Origin of the sequence: Streptomyces sp. NPDC049813 (assembly GCF_044465085.1) — a bacterium.
Classification (GTDB): domain Bacteria; phylum Actinomycetota; class Actinomycetes; order Streptomycetales; family Streptomycetaceae; genus Streptomyces.
The window spans coordinates 223,374-240,675 of the sequence record NZ_JBITLI010000001.1 but is presented as its reverse complement, the minus strand read 5'-3'; the positions used below and the strand labels follow the sequence as shown (position 1 = coordinate 240,675).

15 protein-coding genes are annotated in these 17,302 nt (G+C 71.6%); all 15 read right to left on the bottom strand.

Features of this window, described 5'->3' with window-relative positions:
* Nucleotides 1-10: 10 nt before the first annotated feature.
* Entirely contained in the window at nucleotides 11-1,177 is a 1,167-nt protein-coding gene (gene ispG, locus ACIBW6_RS00960; RefSeq protein ID WP_399055133.1) for a flavodoxin-dependent (E)-4-hydroxy-3-methylbut-2-enyl-diphosphate synthase, read from the bottom strand.
* A 7-nt stretch (nucleotides 1,178-1,184) separates the two neighbouring features.
* Nucleotides 1,185-2,207, bottom strand: a complete 1,023-nt coding sequence (gene hpnH, locus ACIBW6_RS00955) for an adenosyl-hopene transferase HpnH (RefSeq protein WP_399055131.1) — start codon at nucleotides 2,205-2,207, stop codon at nucleotides 1,185-1,187.
* Nucleotides 2,208-2,212: 5 nt separating this feature from the next.
* Nucleotides 2,213-2,878, bottom strand: a complete 666-nt coding sequence (locus tag ACIBW6_RS00950) for a 1-hydroxy-2-methyl-2-butenyl 4-diphosphate reductase (RefSeq protein ID WP_399055129.1) — start codon at nucleotides 2,876-2,878, stop codon at nucleotides 2,213-2,215.
* On the bottom strand, nucleotides 2,878-4,887 hold the full coding sequence (gene shc, locus ACIBW6_RS00945; RefSeq protein WP_399055126.1) for a squalene--hopene cyclase: 2,010 nt from the start codon (nucleotides 4,885-4,887) through the stop codon (nucleotides 2,878-2,880). The genes ACIBW6_RS00950 and shc overlap by 1 nt, the downstream gene beginning before the upstream one ends.
* 102 nt (nucleotides 4,888-4,989) lie before the next feature.
* Nucleotides 4,990-6,048, bottom strand: coding sequence for a polyprenyl synthetase family protein (locus ACIBW6_RS00940; protein ID WP_399056363.1), 1,059 nt, complete (start codon nucleotides 6,046-6,048; stop codon nucleotides 4,990-4,992).
* A 62-nt stretch (nucleotides 6,049-6,110) separates the two neighbouring features.
* On the bottom strand, nucleotides 6,111-7,544 hold the full coding sequence (gene hpnE / locus ACIBW6_RS00935) for a hydroxysqualene dehydroxylase HpnE (protein ID WP_399055124.1): 1,434 nt from the start codon (nucleotides 7,542-7,544) through the stop codon (nucleotides 6,111-6,113).
* A 175-nt stretch (nucleotides 7,545-7,719) separates the two neighbouring features.
* Nucleotides 7,720-8,670: a presqualene diphosphate synthase HpnD gene (hpnD, locus tag ACIBW6_RS00930; RefSeq protein WP_399055122.1), complete on the bottom strand. Its 951-nt coding sequence runs from the start codon at nucleotides 8,668-8,670 to the stop codon at nucleotides 7,720-7,722.
* Nucleotides 8,667-9,578: a squalene synthase HpnC gene (hpnC, locus tag ACIBW6_RS00925; RefSeq protein WP_399055120.1), complete on the bottom strand. Its 912-nt coding sequence runs from the start codon at nucleotides 9,576-9,578 to the stop codon at nucleotides 8,667-8,669. The genes hpnD and hpnC overlap by 4 nt, the downstream gene beginning before the upstream one ends.
* Nucleotides 9,579-10,007: 429 nt before the next feature.
* Nucleotides 10,008-10,793 (bottom strand): ABC transporter ATP-binding protein, encoded by a 786-nt coding sequence (locus ACIBW6_RS00920; protein WP_399055118.1) that lies wholly within the window; start codon nucleotides 10,791-10,793, stop codon nucleotides 10,008-10,010.
* On the bottom strand, nucleotides 10,786-11,715 hold the full coding sequence (locus tag ACIBW6_RS00915) for an ABC transporter permease (RefSeq protein WP_399055116.1): 930 nt from the start codon (nucleotides 11,713-11,715) through the stop codon (nucleotides 10,786-10,788). Before ACIBW6_RS00915 ends, ACIBW6_RS00920 begins: the two co-directional genes overlap by 8 nt.
* Nucleotides 11,716-11,809: 94 nt before the next feature.
* The gene (locus ACIBW6_RS00910) at nucleotides 11,810-12,655 is read right to left on the bottom strand and encodes a glycosyltransferase family 2 protein (protein ID WP_399056361.1); all 846 of its coding nucleotides are present in this window, start codon (nucleotides 12,653-12,655) and stop codon (nucleotides 11,810-11,812) included.
* Nucleotides 12,656-12,699: 44 nt separating this feature from the next.
* A complete protein-coding gene (locus tag ACIBW6_RS00905; RefSeq protein ID WP_399055114.1) occupies nucleotides 12,700-13,479 on the bottom strand; it encodes a CDP-alcohol phosphatidyltransferase family protein in 780 nt (259 codons plus the stop codon).
* Entirely contained in the window at nucleotides 13,457-14,524 is a 1,068-nt protein-coding gene (locus tag ACIBW6_RS00900) for an iron-containing alcohol dehydrogenase family protein (RefSeq protein WP_399055112.1), read from the bottom strand. Before ACIBW6_RS00900 ends, ACIBW6_RS00905 begins: the two co-directional genes overlap by 23 nt.
* The gene (locus ACIBW6_RS00895; protein ID WP_399055110.1) at nucleotides 14,512-15,264 is read right to left on the bottom strand and encodes a sugar phosphate nucleotidyltransferase; all 753 of its coding nucleotides are present in this window, start codon (nucleotides 15,262-15,264) and stop codon (nucleotides 14,512-14,514) included. The genes ACIBW6_RS00900 and ACIBW6_RS00895 overlap by 13 nt, the downstream gene beginning before the upstream one ends.
* Nucleotides 15,261-17,042, bottom strand: coding sequence for a DUF5941 domain-containing protein (locus tag ACIBW6_RS00890; protein ID WP_399056359.1), 1,782 nt, complete (start codon nucleotides 17,040-17,042; stop codon nucleotides 15,261-15,263). The genes ACIBW6_RS00895 and ACIBW6_RS00890 overlap by 4 nt, the downstream gene beginning before the upstream one ends.
* Nucleotides 17,043-17,302 lie beyond the last annotated feature (260 nt).

Genomic DNA, 17,302 nt, shown 5'->3' with positions numbered 1-17,302 from the left:
CCTCAGAAACTCAGCTCACGGTGACGCCGGGCGCACCCGACGCGACGCCGTCCTTCTCCATCTGCTCGGCGATCTTCATCGCCTCGTCGATCAGCGTCTCCACGATCTTCGACTCGGGCACCGTCCTGACGACCTCGCCCTTGACGAAGATCTGCCCCTTGCCGTTGCCGGAGGCAACACCGAGGTCGGCCTCGCGGGCCTCCCCCGGACCGTTCACGACACAGCCCATGACGGCCACCCGCAGCGGCACCTCCATGCCGTCGAGTCCCGCGCTCACCTCGTCGGCGAGCTTGTAGACGTCGACCTGGGCGCGGCCGCAGGAGGGGCAGGAGACGATCTCCAGGCGCCGCTGCCGCAGGCCGAGCGACTCCAGGATCTGGATGCCGACCTTGACCTCCTCGGCGGGCGGCGCGGACAGGGAGACGCGGATCGTGTCGCCGATGCCCTCGGAGAGCAGCGCGCCGAAGGCCACCGCGGACTTGATGGTGCCCTGGAAGGCGGGGCCCGCCTCCGTCACGCCCAGGTGCAGCGGGTAGTCGCACGCGGCGGCGAGCTGCCGGTAGGCGTTGACCATCACGACCGGGTCGTTGTGCTTGACCGAGATCTTGATGTCGCGGAACCCGTGCTCCTCGAAGAGCGACGCCTCCCACAGGGCCGACTCGACGAGCGCCTCCGGGGTCGCCCTGCCGTACTTCTGGAGCAGGCGGGGGTCGAGCGAGCCGGCGTTGACCCCGATGCGGATCGGGGTGCCGCGGTCCCGGGCCGCCTCGGCGATCTCCTTGACCTTGTCGTCGAACTGCTTGATGTTGCCCGGATTGACGCGGACCGCCGCACAGCCGGCGTCGATCGCCGCGAACACGTACTTCGGCTGGAAGTGGATGTCCGCGATCACCGGGATCTGCGACTTCTCGGCGATGGTCGCCAGGGCGTCCGCGTCGTCCTGCGTGGGGCACGCCACCCGCACGATCTGGCAGCCGGAGGCGGTCAGTTCGGCGATCTGCTGCAGCGTGGCCCCGATGTCGGCGGTCCGTGTCGTCGTCATCGACTGCACGGACACCGGTGCTCCGCCCCCCACGGCCACCGGTCCGACCTGGATGCGACGGCTCTCGCGCCGTGCGGCCAGGGGCCGGACCGGTACCTCGGGGAGGCCCAGTGAGACGGGCTCTCCGGAACTCATGGCACCGTCACCCACGGTTCCCGGCGACGGTCTCGGTCATCGCGCGCAGGGACTCCTTGAGGGAGCCCATGGTCGCGAGGACCGCGGTCGGCTCGTAGCCGCAGTGCGCCATGCAGTTGGCGCACCGCGGGTCCTTGCCACGGCCGTACGCCTCCCAGTCGGTCTTCTCGATCAGCTCCCGGTACGTCGGCACGTAGCCGTCGCTCATCAGGTAGCAGGGCTTCTGCCAGCCGAAGAGGGAGTAGTTCGGGATGGCCCACGCGGTGCACGGGAAGTCGACCTTGCCCTCCAGGAAGTCGAGGAACAGGGGCGAGTGATTGAGCCGCCAGCGCCGCCGGTTGCCGCCCGCGAAGGCCTTCTTGAACAGCTCGCGGGTCTGGGTGACGCCGAGGAAGTGCTCCTGGTCGGGGGCCTTCTCGTAAGCGTACGCGGGCGAGATCATCATCTCGTCGACGGCGAGGTCGTCGTTGAGGTAGTTCATCACCTCGATGATGTTCTGCGGGGTGTCGTTGTTGAAGAAGGTCGAGTTCGTGGTGACCCGGAAGCCGCGCTTCTTGGCTTCCTTGATCGCCTCGACGGCCTCGTCGAAGACGCCTTCCTTGGCGACGGACTCGTCGTGCCGCTCGCGCATGCCGTCGATGTGGACGGTGAACGCGAAGAACGGCGACGGCGTGAACTTGTCCATCTTCTTGCGCAGCAGCATCGCGTTGGTGCACAGGAAGACGTACTTCTTCTTCGCGACCAACTGCCGCACGATCTCGTCGATCTGAGGGTGCATCAGCGGCTCACCGCCGGCGATCGACACCATCGGCGCCCCCGACTCCAGCACGGCGCCCACGGCCTGGGCGACGGGCATGCGCTGTTTGAGCACGCCGGCCGGGTGCTGGATCTTTCCGCAGCCCTCGCATTTCAGGTTGCAGGCGAAAAGCGGTTCCAGTTCGACAATGAGCGGGAACTTGTCCCGCCTGCGGATCTTCTGTTCAGCGAGATACGTCGCAACCTTGATGGACTGACGAAGCGGCATGACCATTTGGCTCACCTCCGAGGGAGCAGCAAAGAACGGTGCCATTCGAAAAATGCGGGCAGGACGGCGCGCAGGACGCGGAAAGCAGATACTCCACCGCGCAGCGTGCCGATCCGGACGAGTTCATGTTCTGGAGCGTCGACGACCACCCGGACAGCCGCAACCGGACGGCCGCCGGACCCGCCCGCCGCCGTGGCGGCGCGCAGGGTGGCCGCCGACTCCATGTCGACGGCGATCGCCCCGGTCGCGAGCAGGTCGCCGCGCTCGTGACCGCGGATCACATGGTCGGAGCCGATGAGCGGGCCGGTGTGCACGGTCCGCCCCGGCACCGTCCTGACCAGCTCTTTCACCAACAGCTCCGTGCCCGCGCAGGGGGTGTGGCCGTGCGCGTCGCGGGTCTCCTCGGCCACGACCAGGTCGCCGGGGTGCATGCCGGGCGCGAGCCCGGCACAGAAGCCGGTGGCGACCACGGCGGCGTCGCCGAGCGCTCCGCCTGCGAGGGCGCGGGCCATGGCCCGTTCGGCGGCTCTGGGGCCCATGCCCGTACGCACCACGGTCACCGGCGCGGTGGCTCCGGCGCGGCTCCCGGTGCGCAGGGCGAACTGCTCGATGCCCAGCGCGCAGGCGACGAGCAGCGGTGCGGTGGCCGGCGGCCCGGCCGCCGGGTCCCGGGTCATCAGCGTCCCTCGGCCGCGAGGGCGGCCCGGTCGGCGAACGGCTCGCCGTGGACGTACCGGCCGAGCGCCGTCAGCGGGAAGACGTGCCGGTACAGGTGGTAGTTGATCGAGAAGTCCCAGGGGAAGCCGGTCCCGGTGAAGTACGGCTCGTCCCAGGTGCCGTCCTCGGTCTGGGTGCCGACGAGGAACTCGATCCCCCGCTCGACGGCCTTGGTGTCCCGCTCGCCGGCCGCGAGCAGCGCCATCAGCGCCCAGGCGGTCTGGGAGGCGGTGGAGACGCCGTGGCCCTTCCAGTCCTCGTAGCGGTAGGAACGCAGGTCCTCGCCCCAGCCGCCGTCCTCGTTCTGGACGGAGGCGAGCCAGTCGGCCGCGCGCCGGATCGCCGGATGCGAGACGGGCAGCCCGGCCGCGGTCAGCGCGGGCACCACCGAGCCGGTGCCGTAGACGTAGTTGACGCCCCAGCGGCCGAACCAGGCGCCGCTCTCCTCCTGTTCGGCGAGGAGCCAGTCGATGCCGCGCCGGGTCCGCGGGTCGTGCGCCCGGCCCTCGACGGCGAGCATCTCCACGACGTGCCCGGTGACGTCGGCCGAGGGCGGGTCGATGACCTCGCCGAAGTCGCAGAACGGCAGCCGGTTGGGGAACGGGCTGGTGTTGTCGACGTCGAAGGCGGCCCACGCGCCGTCCTTCGACTGCATCCCGACGCTCCAGCTCACCCCGCGCTCGATGGCCCGCTCCAGCCGCGCCCGGTCCGGGTGGGCCACCCGGCGCAGCGCGAGCACGACCTCGGCGGTGTCGTCGATGTCGGGGTAGTTGTCGTTCTCGAACTCGAACGCCCAGCCGCCGGAGGCCAGTTGCGGTCGGCGCACGGACCAGTCGCCGGGCCGGTCGATCTGTTCGTCCATCATCCACGTGGCGGCCTTGAGCAGGCTCGGGTGGTCGGCGGGGACCCCGGCGTCGGCCAGCGCGATGGTCGCGAGGCAGGTGTCCCAGACCGGGGACTGGCAGGCCTCGATCATCCGGGCGCCGTCCTCGCGCCACACGGTGAACCGGTCCAGGGAGGCGAGCCCGGCCTTGAGCACCGGGTGCTGGAGGTCGTACCCGAGCAGGTGCAGGGCGATGACGGAGTAGACGGCGGGCGGCTGGATCCCGCCCCAGCAGCCGTCGTTCTCCTGGCGCTCGATGATCCAGCGGGCGGCCGTGTTGATCGCGGACTTCCGCAGCCGCTTGAGGGCGACCTTGCGGTAGCCGTGCATGATCTTGTCGAGCCGCTGGAAGGCGCCGTCCCAACTGGCCACCGGTGCCAGGGGTCTGGCCGGGTTGGGATCGCCCGGGTCGGTGTGCAGCTCGTCCAGCGGGAACGGTGCCGGGCGCACCGGGCGCTTCGCGGACACGATGGTGAGCGGCACGATGGTCTGCCGCGCCCAGCAGCCGAAGTCGTAGATGTTGAGCGGCATCCACTTCGGGAAGTAGATGAGTTCCGGAGGCAGTTCGGGGAGGTCGTCCCACTTCCACCAGCCGAACAGGGCCAGCCAGATCCGGGTGAAGACGCGGCTCGCGGCGATGCCGCCGCGCTCGCGGACCCATGCGGAGGCGCGGGCCATGTGCGGGGCGTCGGGGGCGTCCCCGGCGAGGCGCAGGGCGACGTAGGCCTCGATGGTGGCGGAGAGGTCGCCGGGGCCGCCGTAGAAGGTGGCCCAGGTGCCGTCCTCACGCTGCTCCCCGCGGATGAACAGGGCGGCGGCGTCGGTGGTGGCCCGGTCGCGGATGCCCAGGAACTGGCGGAGCAGCAGGTCCTCGGCGTCCATCGTCACGTTCGTGTCGAGATCGCCCTTCCACCAGCCCTGGGCGTCCTGCCGGGCGAGCAGGAAGTCCGTGGCGCGCTGTATGGCTCGGCCGGCGGCGCTGGGTGTTCCGGCCGCCTCGGGGGTCGTGTCGGTCAGGGGGGCAGTGGTGGCCGAGGTCGCCTCGGGAGTCACGGCTCCGGTGCTTCCGTCGGTCGTCGCTGTCATGGCTATCCCTTCGTGCAGTGGTTCTTCTCTGCTGGGTAACCGTCGGCCGATGCCCTGGCGGGACACCGGCCGGCGACGCGCGTCATATGCGGCCGATAGTGATCATCTCTTTCGTACGACGACAAAGTCGGCGAGCGCCGCGAACTGGGCGCGCACCTGGTCGGGCATCTGGACGGAGTCCAGGGCTTCGAGGGCGACGGTGTGCTGGCGCCGCGCCTCCTCGCTGGTCCACGCGCGCCCGCCGGCCTCCTCGATGAGGGCGGCGCGGGCGGCGAACTCCGCTTCGGAGAAGGTGTCGAAGTCGTTGTTCTTCGCGTCGGCGGCGAGCAGTTCGCCGAGTTGCTCGGAGGCCGGGCCGCCCGCGGCGAGCGCGGCGACGACCGGCAGGGACTTCTTGCGCTGGCGCAGGTCGCTCCAGGTCTGCTTGCCGGTGGACTCGGGGTCGCCCCAGATGCCCAGCAGGTCGTCGACGGCCTGGAAGGCGAGGCCGAGGTGGTAGCCGTACGTCTCCAGGGCGTCGGCGGTGGCGTCGTCGGCGCCGCCGAGGACCGCGCCGACGGAGGAGGCGACGGCGAGCAGCGCGCCGGTCTTGTTGCCCTCCATCTCCAGGCACTCCTCGACGCTGACGCGCTCGCGGTGCTCGTAGGAGATGTCCTGCGCCTGACCGTCGATCAGGGCGCGGCTGGCGGTGGTCAGGCGGCGCGTGGCGCGGCCCGCGTCGACCGAGGCGATCTCCAGGAGCACCTCGTTGGCCAGCGCGAACAGCGCGTCGCCGACCAGGATGGCCTGCGCGGGTCCGTGCACCTTCCACACGGTGTCGCGGTGGCGGCGCTGCTCGTCGCCGTCCATCAGGTCGTCGTGGAGCAGCGAGAAGTTGTGGACGAGCTCGACCGCGACGGCGCCGGGCACCCCGACCTCGGGGGCGGCGCCCGCGGCCTGCGCGGAGAGCACGGCGAGGGCCGGGCGCACGGCCTTGCCGCCGTCGCCGTCGGCGGGGTTGCCGTGCGCGTCGATCCAGCCGAAGTGGTAGGCGGCGACGGTGTCCATGGGAGCCGCGAGGCGGCCCACGGCCTCCTTGAGCACGGGCGTGGCCAGGGTTCGGCCGCGCTCCAGAAGCGCGGTCACGTCCACCGCGTCGGCGGCCGTTCCGGCCGAGGGCACAGGTGGCACAGTCTCTCCTTGTTTGACCGATGTCGGCGTTGCTGCCGGGGTGCGGGCGGTACTCACGTCGCCTCCCGGAAAAGGTGGCCGCGCGGGCGGCCGAGTGCGGTGAGCGCCGCGTCCGCGGCGCCGGTTCCGCTGCGGACGGCGCCTTCCATGGTCGCGGGCCACCCGGTGGCGGTCCACGCGCCGGCCAGGTAGAGGCCGGGGGCGCGGGTGCGGTTCGTGGGCCGCAGCGCGCCGACGCCCGGGGCGGGGGCGAAGGTCGCCGTCCGCTCCCGGGTGACGAAGAAGTCGTGCACGGTGGCGCCGCGCGCGGCGGGCAGCAGCCGCTCCAGTTCCGGGAGGTAGCGCGCGCGCAGGGCGGCGACGGGCTCGTCGATCTCGTCCTGCGCGGCCGACTGGGACACCGCCAGGTACTGGCCCTCGGTCAGCCCGGAGGCGTCGGTGCGGTCGAAGACCCACTGGACCGGGGAGCCGAGCGCGGCGAAGAAGGGGCGCTTGAGGACCTTGCGGTCGTAGACGACGTGCAGGTTCAGGATCGGCGCGGTGTCGATGGCCAGCAGCCGGTCCGGGTCGTCGAGCGCGCCCTCGGGCAGCAGGTCGTGCGCCTCGCGCTGCGGGACCGCGAGCACCACGGTGTCCGCGGCGAGGATCTGGCCCGAAGTGTCCGGTCCTTCGGGAACTTCGACGCCCCAACGGCCGTTCTCCATACGGGAGATGGAGGTGACGCGAGTACGGAGCCCGATGCGCACGCCCGCGCCGTCGAGCGCCTTGCGGGCGAGGGTGTCGTGGAGTTCACCGAGGGGCACCCGGGCCCAGCCGATGTCGGCGGCGCCGGGGTCGGAGAGGAGTCCGGTCTTGAACACCATGGCGGCGAGGGCCAGCGAGGAGTCTCCCGCCACCGCGTTCAGGGTCGCGACGCCGACCAGGTCCCACAGCGCCTCGACGGCCCGTGGCGACTGGCCGTGCGCCGCGAGCCAGGAGCCGAAGTCCTGCTCGTCGAGGGCGGGATCGTCGAGGTCGAGGCCTTTGAGGGCGAGGGCGGCCCGGCCGACGCTCGCGCGCTCGGCGAGGGAGAGGTGCGGGTAGGTGGCGAGGCTCCTGGCCAGATGCAGCGGCACGGGCAGCGCGCTGCGCCGCAACCGGCCGAGCCGGTCGCGGTCCGCGTCGAGCACCGGCACGTCGAGACGTTCCTGCACGGGTGCGAGCGCGGTGGCGTCGATGCGGTCGAGGAACCAGCGGTAGGCGGCGCAGCAGCGCAGGTACACGTGCTGGCCGTTGTCGACGGTGAGGTCGCCGCGCTTGAAGGAGAAGGCGAGGCCGCCCAGGCGGGGCCGCCCTTCGAGGAGCGTCACGTCCATGCCGCCGTCGGCGAGCGCGAGGGCCGCGGTCACGCCGGCCAGCCCGCCGCCGACCACCACCGCGGTGGGCGGTGCCGGCGCTTCGCCGTCGTCCGCGTCGCGCGTCCGCGGTGCCGTGGTGCCGGTGTTCATGCGCCCTCTCCCTCGGTGCCGCCCCCGGGGCGTTCGGCCGGCGTGCGGCGGGGTTCCGCAGCGGTGCCGGACGGGACGGACGCGCGGCAGGCCGTCGCATGCAGGGACGCCGTGCCACCCCGCAGGGTTGCGCGCCCCTGTGCGGCGGAGCCGACACCGAGCACCGGACTGTCCATCAGGCGCGCCTCCTGAGCGCGGCCCGGGAGACGGTCCGGGTGTCGAGCCCGGACAGGCCCCGCACGGCGACGTACGCCTTCTCGTGGCCGGGCAGCGAGACGCGGCCGCGGAGCACCGCCTGCGGTTCGCGCTCGATGCGGTCGAGCAGCCGCCGGTAGATTCCGGCCATCGCGGCGACGCAGGCGCCGGAGCGCCGGTCGAGCAGCGGCAGCAGCCGGTAGCCCTCGGCGAACAGGGCGCGGGCGCGACGCACTTCGTAGTGGACGAGCCCCTCGAAGTCGGAGCCGACCGGCAGCACGGAGCTGTTGAACCCGTCCGAGCAGCCGAACTTGGCCAGGTCGTCGGCGGGCAGGTAGGTGCGCCCGTCGGCGGCGTCCTCGCGGACGTCGCGCAGGATGTTGGTCAGCTGGAGCGCGAGCCCGAGCGTGTCGGCGTACTCGGGCGCGCGCTCGGCGCCGCGCGCCCCCGGTTCGGTGCCGAACACGCCCAGGGAGACCCGCCCGATGGCGCCGGCGACGCACCGGCAGTACACCTTCAGGTCGTCCCAGGTCTCGTAGGTCTCACCGCGCAGGTCCATCAGGACGCCATCGATCAGCTCGTCGAGCCCGCCGAGCGGGATCGGGAACCTGTTCGCGGCGTGCGCGAGCGCGACGGCCACCGGGTCGGTGTCGTCCTCGTCGACCTCGCCGTCGCGGACCCGGCCGAGCAGCGCCCGGGTCTCGTCGAGCCGCTGCGCCTTCACCTCCGGTGCCAGCGTGCCGTCGCCGATGTCGTCGACGCGGCGCGAGAACGCGTACACCGCCGACATGGCGCGCCGCTTCGCGGTCGGCAGCAGTCGGATGCCGTAGGCGAAGTTGCGGGCCTGGTGGCCGGTGACGGTCTCGCAGTAGCTGTATGCGGCGAGCACCGGTGCCGGTGTCTGCTGGTCAGACTCCACGGTTCTGCTCACCCCTCTCCTCGCAGAGTCGCTCCCACCTCGCGCAGCAGTTGGAGCTTGGTGGGTCTGGGCGGTCCAGGAAGGACGTCGTACGAAGCGGCGGTGATCGCGTGCACCGCCGCCTTCCCCCCGGCCACGAACCCGGCCAGCAACAGCTTCAGCCTGCCGTGGACGCTACCCACCAGGGGGGTGCCTTCATTCAGGAGCCGGAGGGCGCGTTCCGCTTCGAACGCGACCAGGGCGCGCACCGATGCGCCTGCGGACGGTGCGGCGAGATCCGACTCCTGGACGTGGAACTGTTTCATGTCTTCGGCGGGCAGGTACACGCGGTCCCGTCCGAGGTCCTCGGCGACGTCCTGCAGGTGCTCGACGATCTGGAGCCCCGTGCAGACCGCGTCCGAGCGCCGGATGCGCTCGGGGGTGGCGGTGCCGGTGAGGGCGAGGACGAGGCGGCCGACCGGGTTGGCGGACAGCTCGCAGTAGGCGAGCAGGTCGTCGAAGGTCTCGTAGCGCGTGACGAGCTGGTCCTGGCGGTTGGCCTCGATCAGGCCGAGGAACGGTTCGGGGGTGAGCGAGCGGCGCCGGACGGTGGGCTGCAGGGCGCGCAGCAGGGGGTGGTGGGGCGTCGCGTCGAAGACCCGGCGCAGGTCCGCCTCGAAGGCGTCGAGCAGCGCGAGGCGGTCGTCGGCCCGTTCGGGCGACACGCCCAGGAGCCGGGCGTCGGCGCCACCGGGGGCGAGGTCGCCGTCGCCGATGTCGTCGACCAGGCGGGCGAAGCCGTAGACGGCCATCAGGTCGTCGCGCCAGGCGCGCGGCAGGAAGAAGGGGGCGACCGGGAAGTTCTCGTCGGCTGCCTTGTCGAGGGTGGCGCTCGCCGGGCTCTGCGGGGAGTCCGGGCGCTCACGGGAAGCTGCGCTCACCGGGCGCGGTCCGCGTCCGGGACGACGGCGAGAGCCTCGTGGATCTGGAGAGTTTCCGTAGCCATTGCCGTCACATCTCCCGTTCTACACTGCGGACCCAATACATCCTATTTCGGACACGCCGCCCGGCCGTCCGCACCACCGGCCCTCCCCCATCGGGCCGGGACATCGCGCATTATCGCCCTACTTGCCGCGAATAAGCACCGGTACAGCTTACGTTGTACAACGATGGCCGCCGCGGCGGGGTGTTCTGCGCATCACAAGAACACACCGATCGCCGCCAAGATTCCTTAAGGGCACGGAAGTTGACCCGCCCTTGACCGTGATCGCCGAGGCCGGGGCCGCATAGTTGGCCGATACAGGCATATCGGAGGCCCCACCGGTGGATTCCGGTGGGGCCTCCTATGACGCGGCAGGGAAGGCGGGCGGTTACTTGCCCGTGAACTTCTCGTACTCCTTCAGTACCTCGGCCGTCGGACCGTCCATACGCAGTTCACCGCGCTCCAGCCACAGGACGCGGTCGCAGGTGTCCCGGATCGACTTGTTGTTGTGGCTGACCAGGAAGACCGTGCCGGCCTCCTTGCGCAGCTCGCGGATGCGGGCCTCGGAGCGCTTCTGGAACGACCGGTCACCCGTCGCCAGCGCCTCGTCGATCATCAGGACGTCGTGGTCCTTGGCGGCCGCGATGGAGAAGCGCAGGCGCGCCGCCATGCCGGACGAGTACGTGCGCATCGGCAGGGTGATGAAGTCACCCTTCTCGTTGATGCCCGAGAAGTCGACGATGTCCTGGTAGCGCTCCTTGATCTCCTCACGGGACATGCCCATGGCGAGACCGCCGAGGATGACGTTGCGCTCGCCCGTCAGGTCGTTCATCAGGGCCGCGTTCACGCCCAGCAGCGAGGGCTGGCCGTCGGTGTAGACCTTGCCCTTCTCCGCGGGCAGCAGGCCGGCGATCGCCCGCAGCAGCGTCGACTTGCCGGAGCCGTTCGAGCCGATCAGCCCGATCGCCTCGCCGCGGTAGGAGGTGAAGGAGACGCCGCGCACGGCGTGCACCTTGCGGACCCCGCGCTCGTCGCCGCGCTTGAGTATGCGGCTCAGCGCGGAGGTGGCGCTGCCCTTGCCGGTCTTGGCGCCGTTGACGCGGTACACGATGTGCAATTCGTCGGCGATGACCGTCGGGACGCGCGCGTCGGTCTTCTTGTCGAGATCAGCCACGGCCGTAGCGCTCCTCGGACTTCCAGAAGTAGATGAAGCCGCCGATCGCCACGAGGACGGCCCAGCCGAGGGCCACCGCCCAGACGTGCGGCGGCAGCCACCCGCTGGGGTAGCCGTCGATCAGCGCGAAGCGCATGAGGTCCATGTAGATGGCGGCGGGGTTCCACTGCAGGACGTCCGCGATCCACTGCGGCTTGTCCTTGAGCATGATCGGGATGGCGAACATGACGCCGGACGCGTACATCCACGTACGCATCACGAACGGCATGAGCTGGGCGAGGTCGGGGGTCTTCGAGCCGGCCCGCGCCATGATCAGCGCCAGGCCCACGTTGAAGAGGAACTGGAGCACGAGGGCCGGGACGATCAGCAGCCAGCGCATGCCGGGGTAGCTGCCGAAGGCGCACGCCACGATGAAGAGCACGATCATCGAGAACAGCAGCTGCTGGAGCTGCTGGAGCGCGAAGGAGACCGGCAGCGAGGCGCGCGGGAAGTGCAGGGCGCGCACCAGGCCGAGGTTGCCCGAGATGGCCCGGACGCCCGCCATCACGGAGGACTGCGTGAAGGTGAAGACGAAGACACCCGTCACCAGGAAGGGGACGTAGACCTCCCGGTCCATGCCCCGGTTGGCGCCGAGGATGAGGCCGAAGATCAAGTAGTAGACGAGCGCGTTCAGCAGCGGCGTCGCCACCTGCCAGACCTGGCCGAGCTTGGCCTGGCTGTACTGGGCGGTGAGCTTCGCCTGGGAGAAGGCGAGGATGAAGTGCCGCCGGCTCCACAGCTGCCGGACGTACTCGAACAGGCCGGGGCGGGCTCCGCTGACGGACAGGCCGTACTTGGCGGCCAGCTCGGCCCGCGAGAGCCCGTCGTCGGGCGACGGCGCCGCGGTCACCGCGACCGGCCCGTCATGCGTTGTCTCACTCACAAGAGGAACTTTCGTCTTCAAAAGTGCAGCCTGATCGGCGAAGGCGGGAGCCTGGGGCCGGGGGTTCGTCCGCATGCTCTCAGATGCGAGCTTGTCAGATGACGGGAGGTCGGCCCAGTCGGGTCAGGCGCCACACCGTACGCCACTTCATGGGGCGCCTGGGCCCGCAGGCCGAGGTCCAGCCCTCCTTGAAGCCGCCCAGCCAGGCCCGCAGCGCCGGGCCCGAAGGGCGGCGCGCCAGCGTGAGCAGCAGCCAGACGCCGAGGTAGACCGGGACCAGCGGCGCGGGCAGGTTGCGGCGGGCCAGCCAGACGCGGTTGCGCGCGACCATGCGGTGGTAGACCGCGTGCCGGGACGGGGCGGTCGTGGGGTGGTTCAGGACCATGTCGGCGCGGTAGTCGATCATCCAGCCCGCGTCGAGGGCCCGCCAGGCGAGGTCGGTCTCCTCGTGGGCGTAGAAGAACGCGTCGGGCAGCGGCCCGACCTCGGCGATGACGCGCGTGCGCACCGCGTTGGCGCCGCCCAGGAACGTCGTGACGCGCGAGGAGCGCATCGGGTCGGCGGCGCGCAGCCGCGGCACGTGGCGGCGCTGGGTCTCGCCGGTGTCCGGGTCCGCGATCCGGAAGCTGATGATGCCGAGCTCCGGGTCGGCGGCGAACGCCCGGCGGCACAGCTCCGCCGTGTCGGTCAGCGGCAGCAGGCCGTCGTCGTCGAGGAAGAGCAGGATGTCCACGTCGGAGCCCGAGGGCCCGAAGGCCTCGATGCCGACGTTGCGCCCGCCGGGGATGCCGAGGTTCTCGGGCAGCTCCACGGTCCGTACGCCCTCGGGGACGTCCGGGACCGGCGAGCCGTTGCCGACCACGACCACCTCGACCGGGTCGCCGTCCTGCTTGGCGACCGAGTCGAGGAGGGCGCGCAGCTCGGCGGGGCGGTTGCCCATGGTGATGATCACCGCGCCGACCCGGGCGGACCCTGCCGGGGTGCTCACTTCAGCCTGCTCGACGCGAGGATGGACACGAGGTGCAGCAGGGTCTGCAGCAGCGCGATGCCCGCGAGCACGGCCACGCCGAGGCGCGTGAAGAACAGGTCGCCGCGGAGCTGGTCGACGATGGCGAGGACCAGGATCAGCAGGCTCGCCTCGATGCCGAGGATGAGGCGGTGGAACTTGAGCGCGGACGCCGCCCTGCGGGCGAGGGCCATGCCGGACGCCTTGATCTCGGAGGCGGACTCCTTGACCTGCTCGCGGCCGCTCTGCGCGCGGGCGACGGCGACCAGGTCGGTCTCGGCCTTGATCAGGATGGCGCCGAGCGCGGCGAGCGTGCCGAGGAAGGCCCACAGCCAGTCGATCCGGCCGGTGCCGAACAGGTCGGCGGCGCGCAGGCCGAAGCCGACCAGGACGGCGGCGTCGGTGAGGTACGCGCCGACGCGGTCCATCCAGACGCCGGTCAGCGAGTACTGCTTGCGCCAGCGGGCGATCTCGCCGTCGACGCAGTCGAGCAGGAGGTACAGCTGGACCGCGACGACGCCGAGGACGGCACCCCAGATGCCCGGCACGAGCAGGGCGGGGGCGGCCAGGACGCCGCAGACGGTCATCAGATAGGTCAGCTGGTTGGGCGTGACCTTGGTGTTCACCAGGTGGCGGTCTATGCGCAGCGAGATCTCGCGCATGTACAGCCGTCCGCCCCAGTGTTCGCCGCTGCGCCGGTCCTTCACGCCCGCGGGGTGAACGACCGGGCGGAGCTCAGCTACCGATGGCTTGTGCATAGTCGGCGTATGCGTCCCTGATCTGGTCGGAGGTGAGGGCGAGGTGTTCGAGGATCGTGTAGCGGCCCGGCCGGGTCTGCGGAGCGAACTCCACGACCTTGACGAACTCCTCCACGCTGAAGCCGATCTCCTCGGGCGTCACGGGAAGGCCGTGGCGGCGCAGCACCGAGGCCATGTAGGCGGACTCCTCGCGGGCACCGCGCAGGTGCATCGCGAAGGCCGCGCCCAGGCCGCACTGCTCGCCGTGGCTGGCGGCGCGCTTGGGGTGCAGGAGGTCGAAGGCGTGGTTGATCTCGTGGCAGGCGCCGGAGGCGGGCCGCGAGTCGCCGGAGACGGACATGGCGATGCCGGTGAGGACCAGCCCCTCGGCGAGGACCTGGAGGAAGCCGTCGTCGCCGATGCCGCCGGGGTGGCGCAGGACCGCCTCGCCGGCCTGGCGGGCCATGGCGGCCGCGAGCCCGTCGATGTCCTCGCCGCGCTCGCGGGCGGCCAGCTCCCAGTCCGCGATCGCGGAGATGTTGGAGAGGGCGTCGCCGATGCCGGAGCGCACGAAGCGCACCGGTGCCTCGCGGATGATGTCGAGGTCGATGACGACCGCTATCGGGTTCGGCACGCCGTAGGAACCGCGGCCCGCGTCGTTGTCGAGGGTCGCGACGGGCGAGCAGAGGCCGTCGTGCGACAGGTTCGTCGCGACGGCGACCAGCGGCAGGCCGACCCGCGCCGCGGCGAACTTGCCGCAGTCGATGATCTTGCCGCCGCCGAGACCGACGATCGCGTCGTAGCGGCCGGCCTTCTTGACGTCGTCGGCGAGCTGGATCGCGTCGTCGAGGGTGCCGCCGCCGACCTCGAACCAGTCGGCACGGGGCAGCGAGGGCTCCAGGCGGGCCCGCAGCGCGGCGCCGGAGCCGCCGCTGATCGCGATGGCGAGCCGGCCGGTGGACGACGAGATCCTCTGGTCGGCGAGGACCCCGGCCAGGTCGTCGATCGCCCCCGGCCGGATGTCGACGACGACCGGCGAGGGGATGAGCCTCGTCAGTACTGGCACGCGATCTCCCGGGCCTTGGCGAGGTCGTCGTGGTTGTCGATCTCGACCCACTTCACGTCGCCGATCGGGGCGACGTCGACCTTGAAGCCGCGGTTGACGAGCTCCTGGTAGCCGTCCTCGTAGTACAGCTGCGGGTCGCGCTCGTACGTGGCCTTGAGGGCGTCGGCCAGCTCGTCGGCGGCCTCGCCCTCGATGAGGGTGAGGCCGATGTACTCGCCGGTGGCCTCGGCCGGGTCCATCAGCTTCGTGATCTTCTGGACGCCGCGCTCGGGGTCGACGACGACCTTCATCTCCTCCTCGCCGAGGTCCTTCACCGTGTCCAGGGCGAGAATGATCTTCTTGCCGTCGCCACGGGCGGCGAGCAGCGTCTTCTCGACGGAGACCGGGTGCACGGTGTCGCCGTTGGCGAGGATCACCGAGTGCTTGATGGCGTCACGGCCGCACCACAGGGAGTAGGCGTTGTTCCACTTCTCGGCGACGTCGTTCTCGATCAGCGTCAGCTTGAGGCCGTACTTCGCCTCCAGGGCCGCCTTGCGCTCGTACACGACCTCCTTGCGGTAGCCGACGATGATGCCGACCTCCGTGAGGCCGATCTCGGCGAAGTTCTTGAGGGTGATGTCCAGGACGGAGAGTTCGTTGTCGGTTCCCTCGCCCGCGACGGGCACGAGCGCCTTGGGAAGCGTCTCGGTGTAGGGGCGAAGCCGGCTGCCGGCGCCGGCGGCCAGGACGAGGCCGATCATGCGGGTTCTCCTTCATCGTGTACGGCGGGTGCCCCACGTCGGGCGGAGGCGACCCAGAAGCGGATGCTCTCGGCGAGCACCACGAGTGCCACGAGCACGGCGAGCACCGTGAGCGCGAGCGGGAAATCTGTCGGTGCGAGCAGCGCGGCCACCAGGGTGACCAGCAACGTCCTGCCGTCGTGGCCGCCGATGGTGTGCACCAGCCAGCGCGGGGGCGCGCCGGTGCCGCCGCGGATGCGGTACACCGTGTCGTAGTGATGGTAGGCGACCGCCGCCACCAGGCCGAAAGCCGCGGGCAACGCTCCGTTCACCTCCGCGCGGGCCGCGAGCAGCAGCACCGTGCCGTACTCGGCGGCCCGGAAGAGCGGCGGGACCAGCCAGTCCAGCGGGCCGGTGAGGGGCCCGGAGACGGCGAGCGAGGCGAGGATCACGTAGACGCAGGCCGCGCCGAAGACGCTCCAGGAGCCGTAGCCGCAGATCGCGGCGGTGGTCAGGAGGACCGCCGCGGCGAGGGCGGCGAGCAGCGGGGCGGTGTAGCCGCCGCCGCGCAGCTTGCGGACGGTCCCGCCGGTCAGCAGGCCGGTGTCGGCCAGCTCGACCAGGGCCTGGGCGGCCCGCGGGGTGCGCCGCCGCGCCCTGCCGGTCAGCGAGCGCAGGACGCGGCCCGCGGTGGTGTAGCAGGCGGCGAACGCGCAGCCGACCAGCAGGACGTAGAAGGTGACGCGGGGGGTGGTCACCGCGGTGAGGACGGCGATCAGTGCCCAGCGCTCGCCGATCGGCAGGACGATCATCCGGCGCACCCAGACCGTCCAGCCGACGCTGTCCAGCTTGTCGGAGAGCGCGGCGGCGGGGGAGTCGGCGGTCGCGACGGTGTCGTCGGCGGTCGCCTCGGTGAAGGAGAAGTCGACGACGTGCCGGCAGGTCTGGAGGACCATCGCGCCGAGGGCCAGGGCCCAGACGTCGTCGCCGGTGGCGTTGGCCGCGCCGAGCGCGAGGCCCGCGTAGTAGGCGTACTCCTTGGCGCGGTCGAAGGTCGCGTCGAGCCAGGCGCCCAGTGTCGAGTACTGCAGGGAGTAGCGGGCGAGCTGCCCGTCGGTGCAGTCCAGGACGAAGGAGAACAGGAGCAGCAGCCCGGCGGCGACGAAGCCCGGCCGGGTGCCGGTGGCCGCGCAGCCCGCCGCGATCAGGGCGGTGAGCAACGACGCGGTGGTGACCTGGTTCGGGGTCAGGCCGCGCCGTGCGCACCAGCGCGCGAGGTAGCGGGAGTAAGGGCTGATGCAGTACGTGGTGAAGAAGCCGTCCCGCGCCTTGACCGCGGTGCGCAGCCGGATCGCCTCGTCGTCGACGGCGGCGACGGCCTGGCGGGCCTCGTTGCGGGACTGCGGGTCGGCGGGGACCGCGGCGACGAGCTCGCCGAGGTCGGGGCGGTGCACGTCGGTGCCGGCCGCCTCCAGGCTCTTGGCGACGGCGTCGGGGGCGGCGCCGGACTCCTCGACGGCCCGGTCCAGGGCGGCGCGGCCCGCGGGCCGCGCGGTGACGGCGCCGGGGACGGCACAGACAGTGAAGCGCGGGTCGGTCAGGCCGAGGCGCAGGGCGTGGACGTGGCCCACGAAGCCCGCGTCGACGACCGCGACCCGCTGGTCGCCGGGGACGGCCGCGAGCGCCGCTTCGGCGTCCGCCTCGTCCGGGGCGAGCCGAACGTCGAAGCCGAGCGTCCGCAGGTCGCCCTCCAGGGACGACCCGGGAACCGGCTGACCGGTGACAATGGCGGTCGACAGGCGAACTCACTCCTTGGGTGCCGACGCGAGCGCGCCGGGCTCATGCAGGGGGAGGCGCCCGGAACACAGACCCGTCGGGGGGTGGCCGGGCGGCATGTCGGCAGAGGCTATCGGATGGTGAGCGGCAGACGTTCATCGCCCGTTCACGGCCCGATCGGCCGCTGTCCCACGCGGGCTGCGTGGTCCAGGCCGCCCGTGCATCATTGACGATCAAGGGCCCGGCCGACAAACCCGCGACTGCGTTGTCCCGCTTAGGGTGG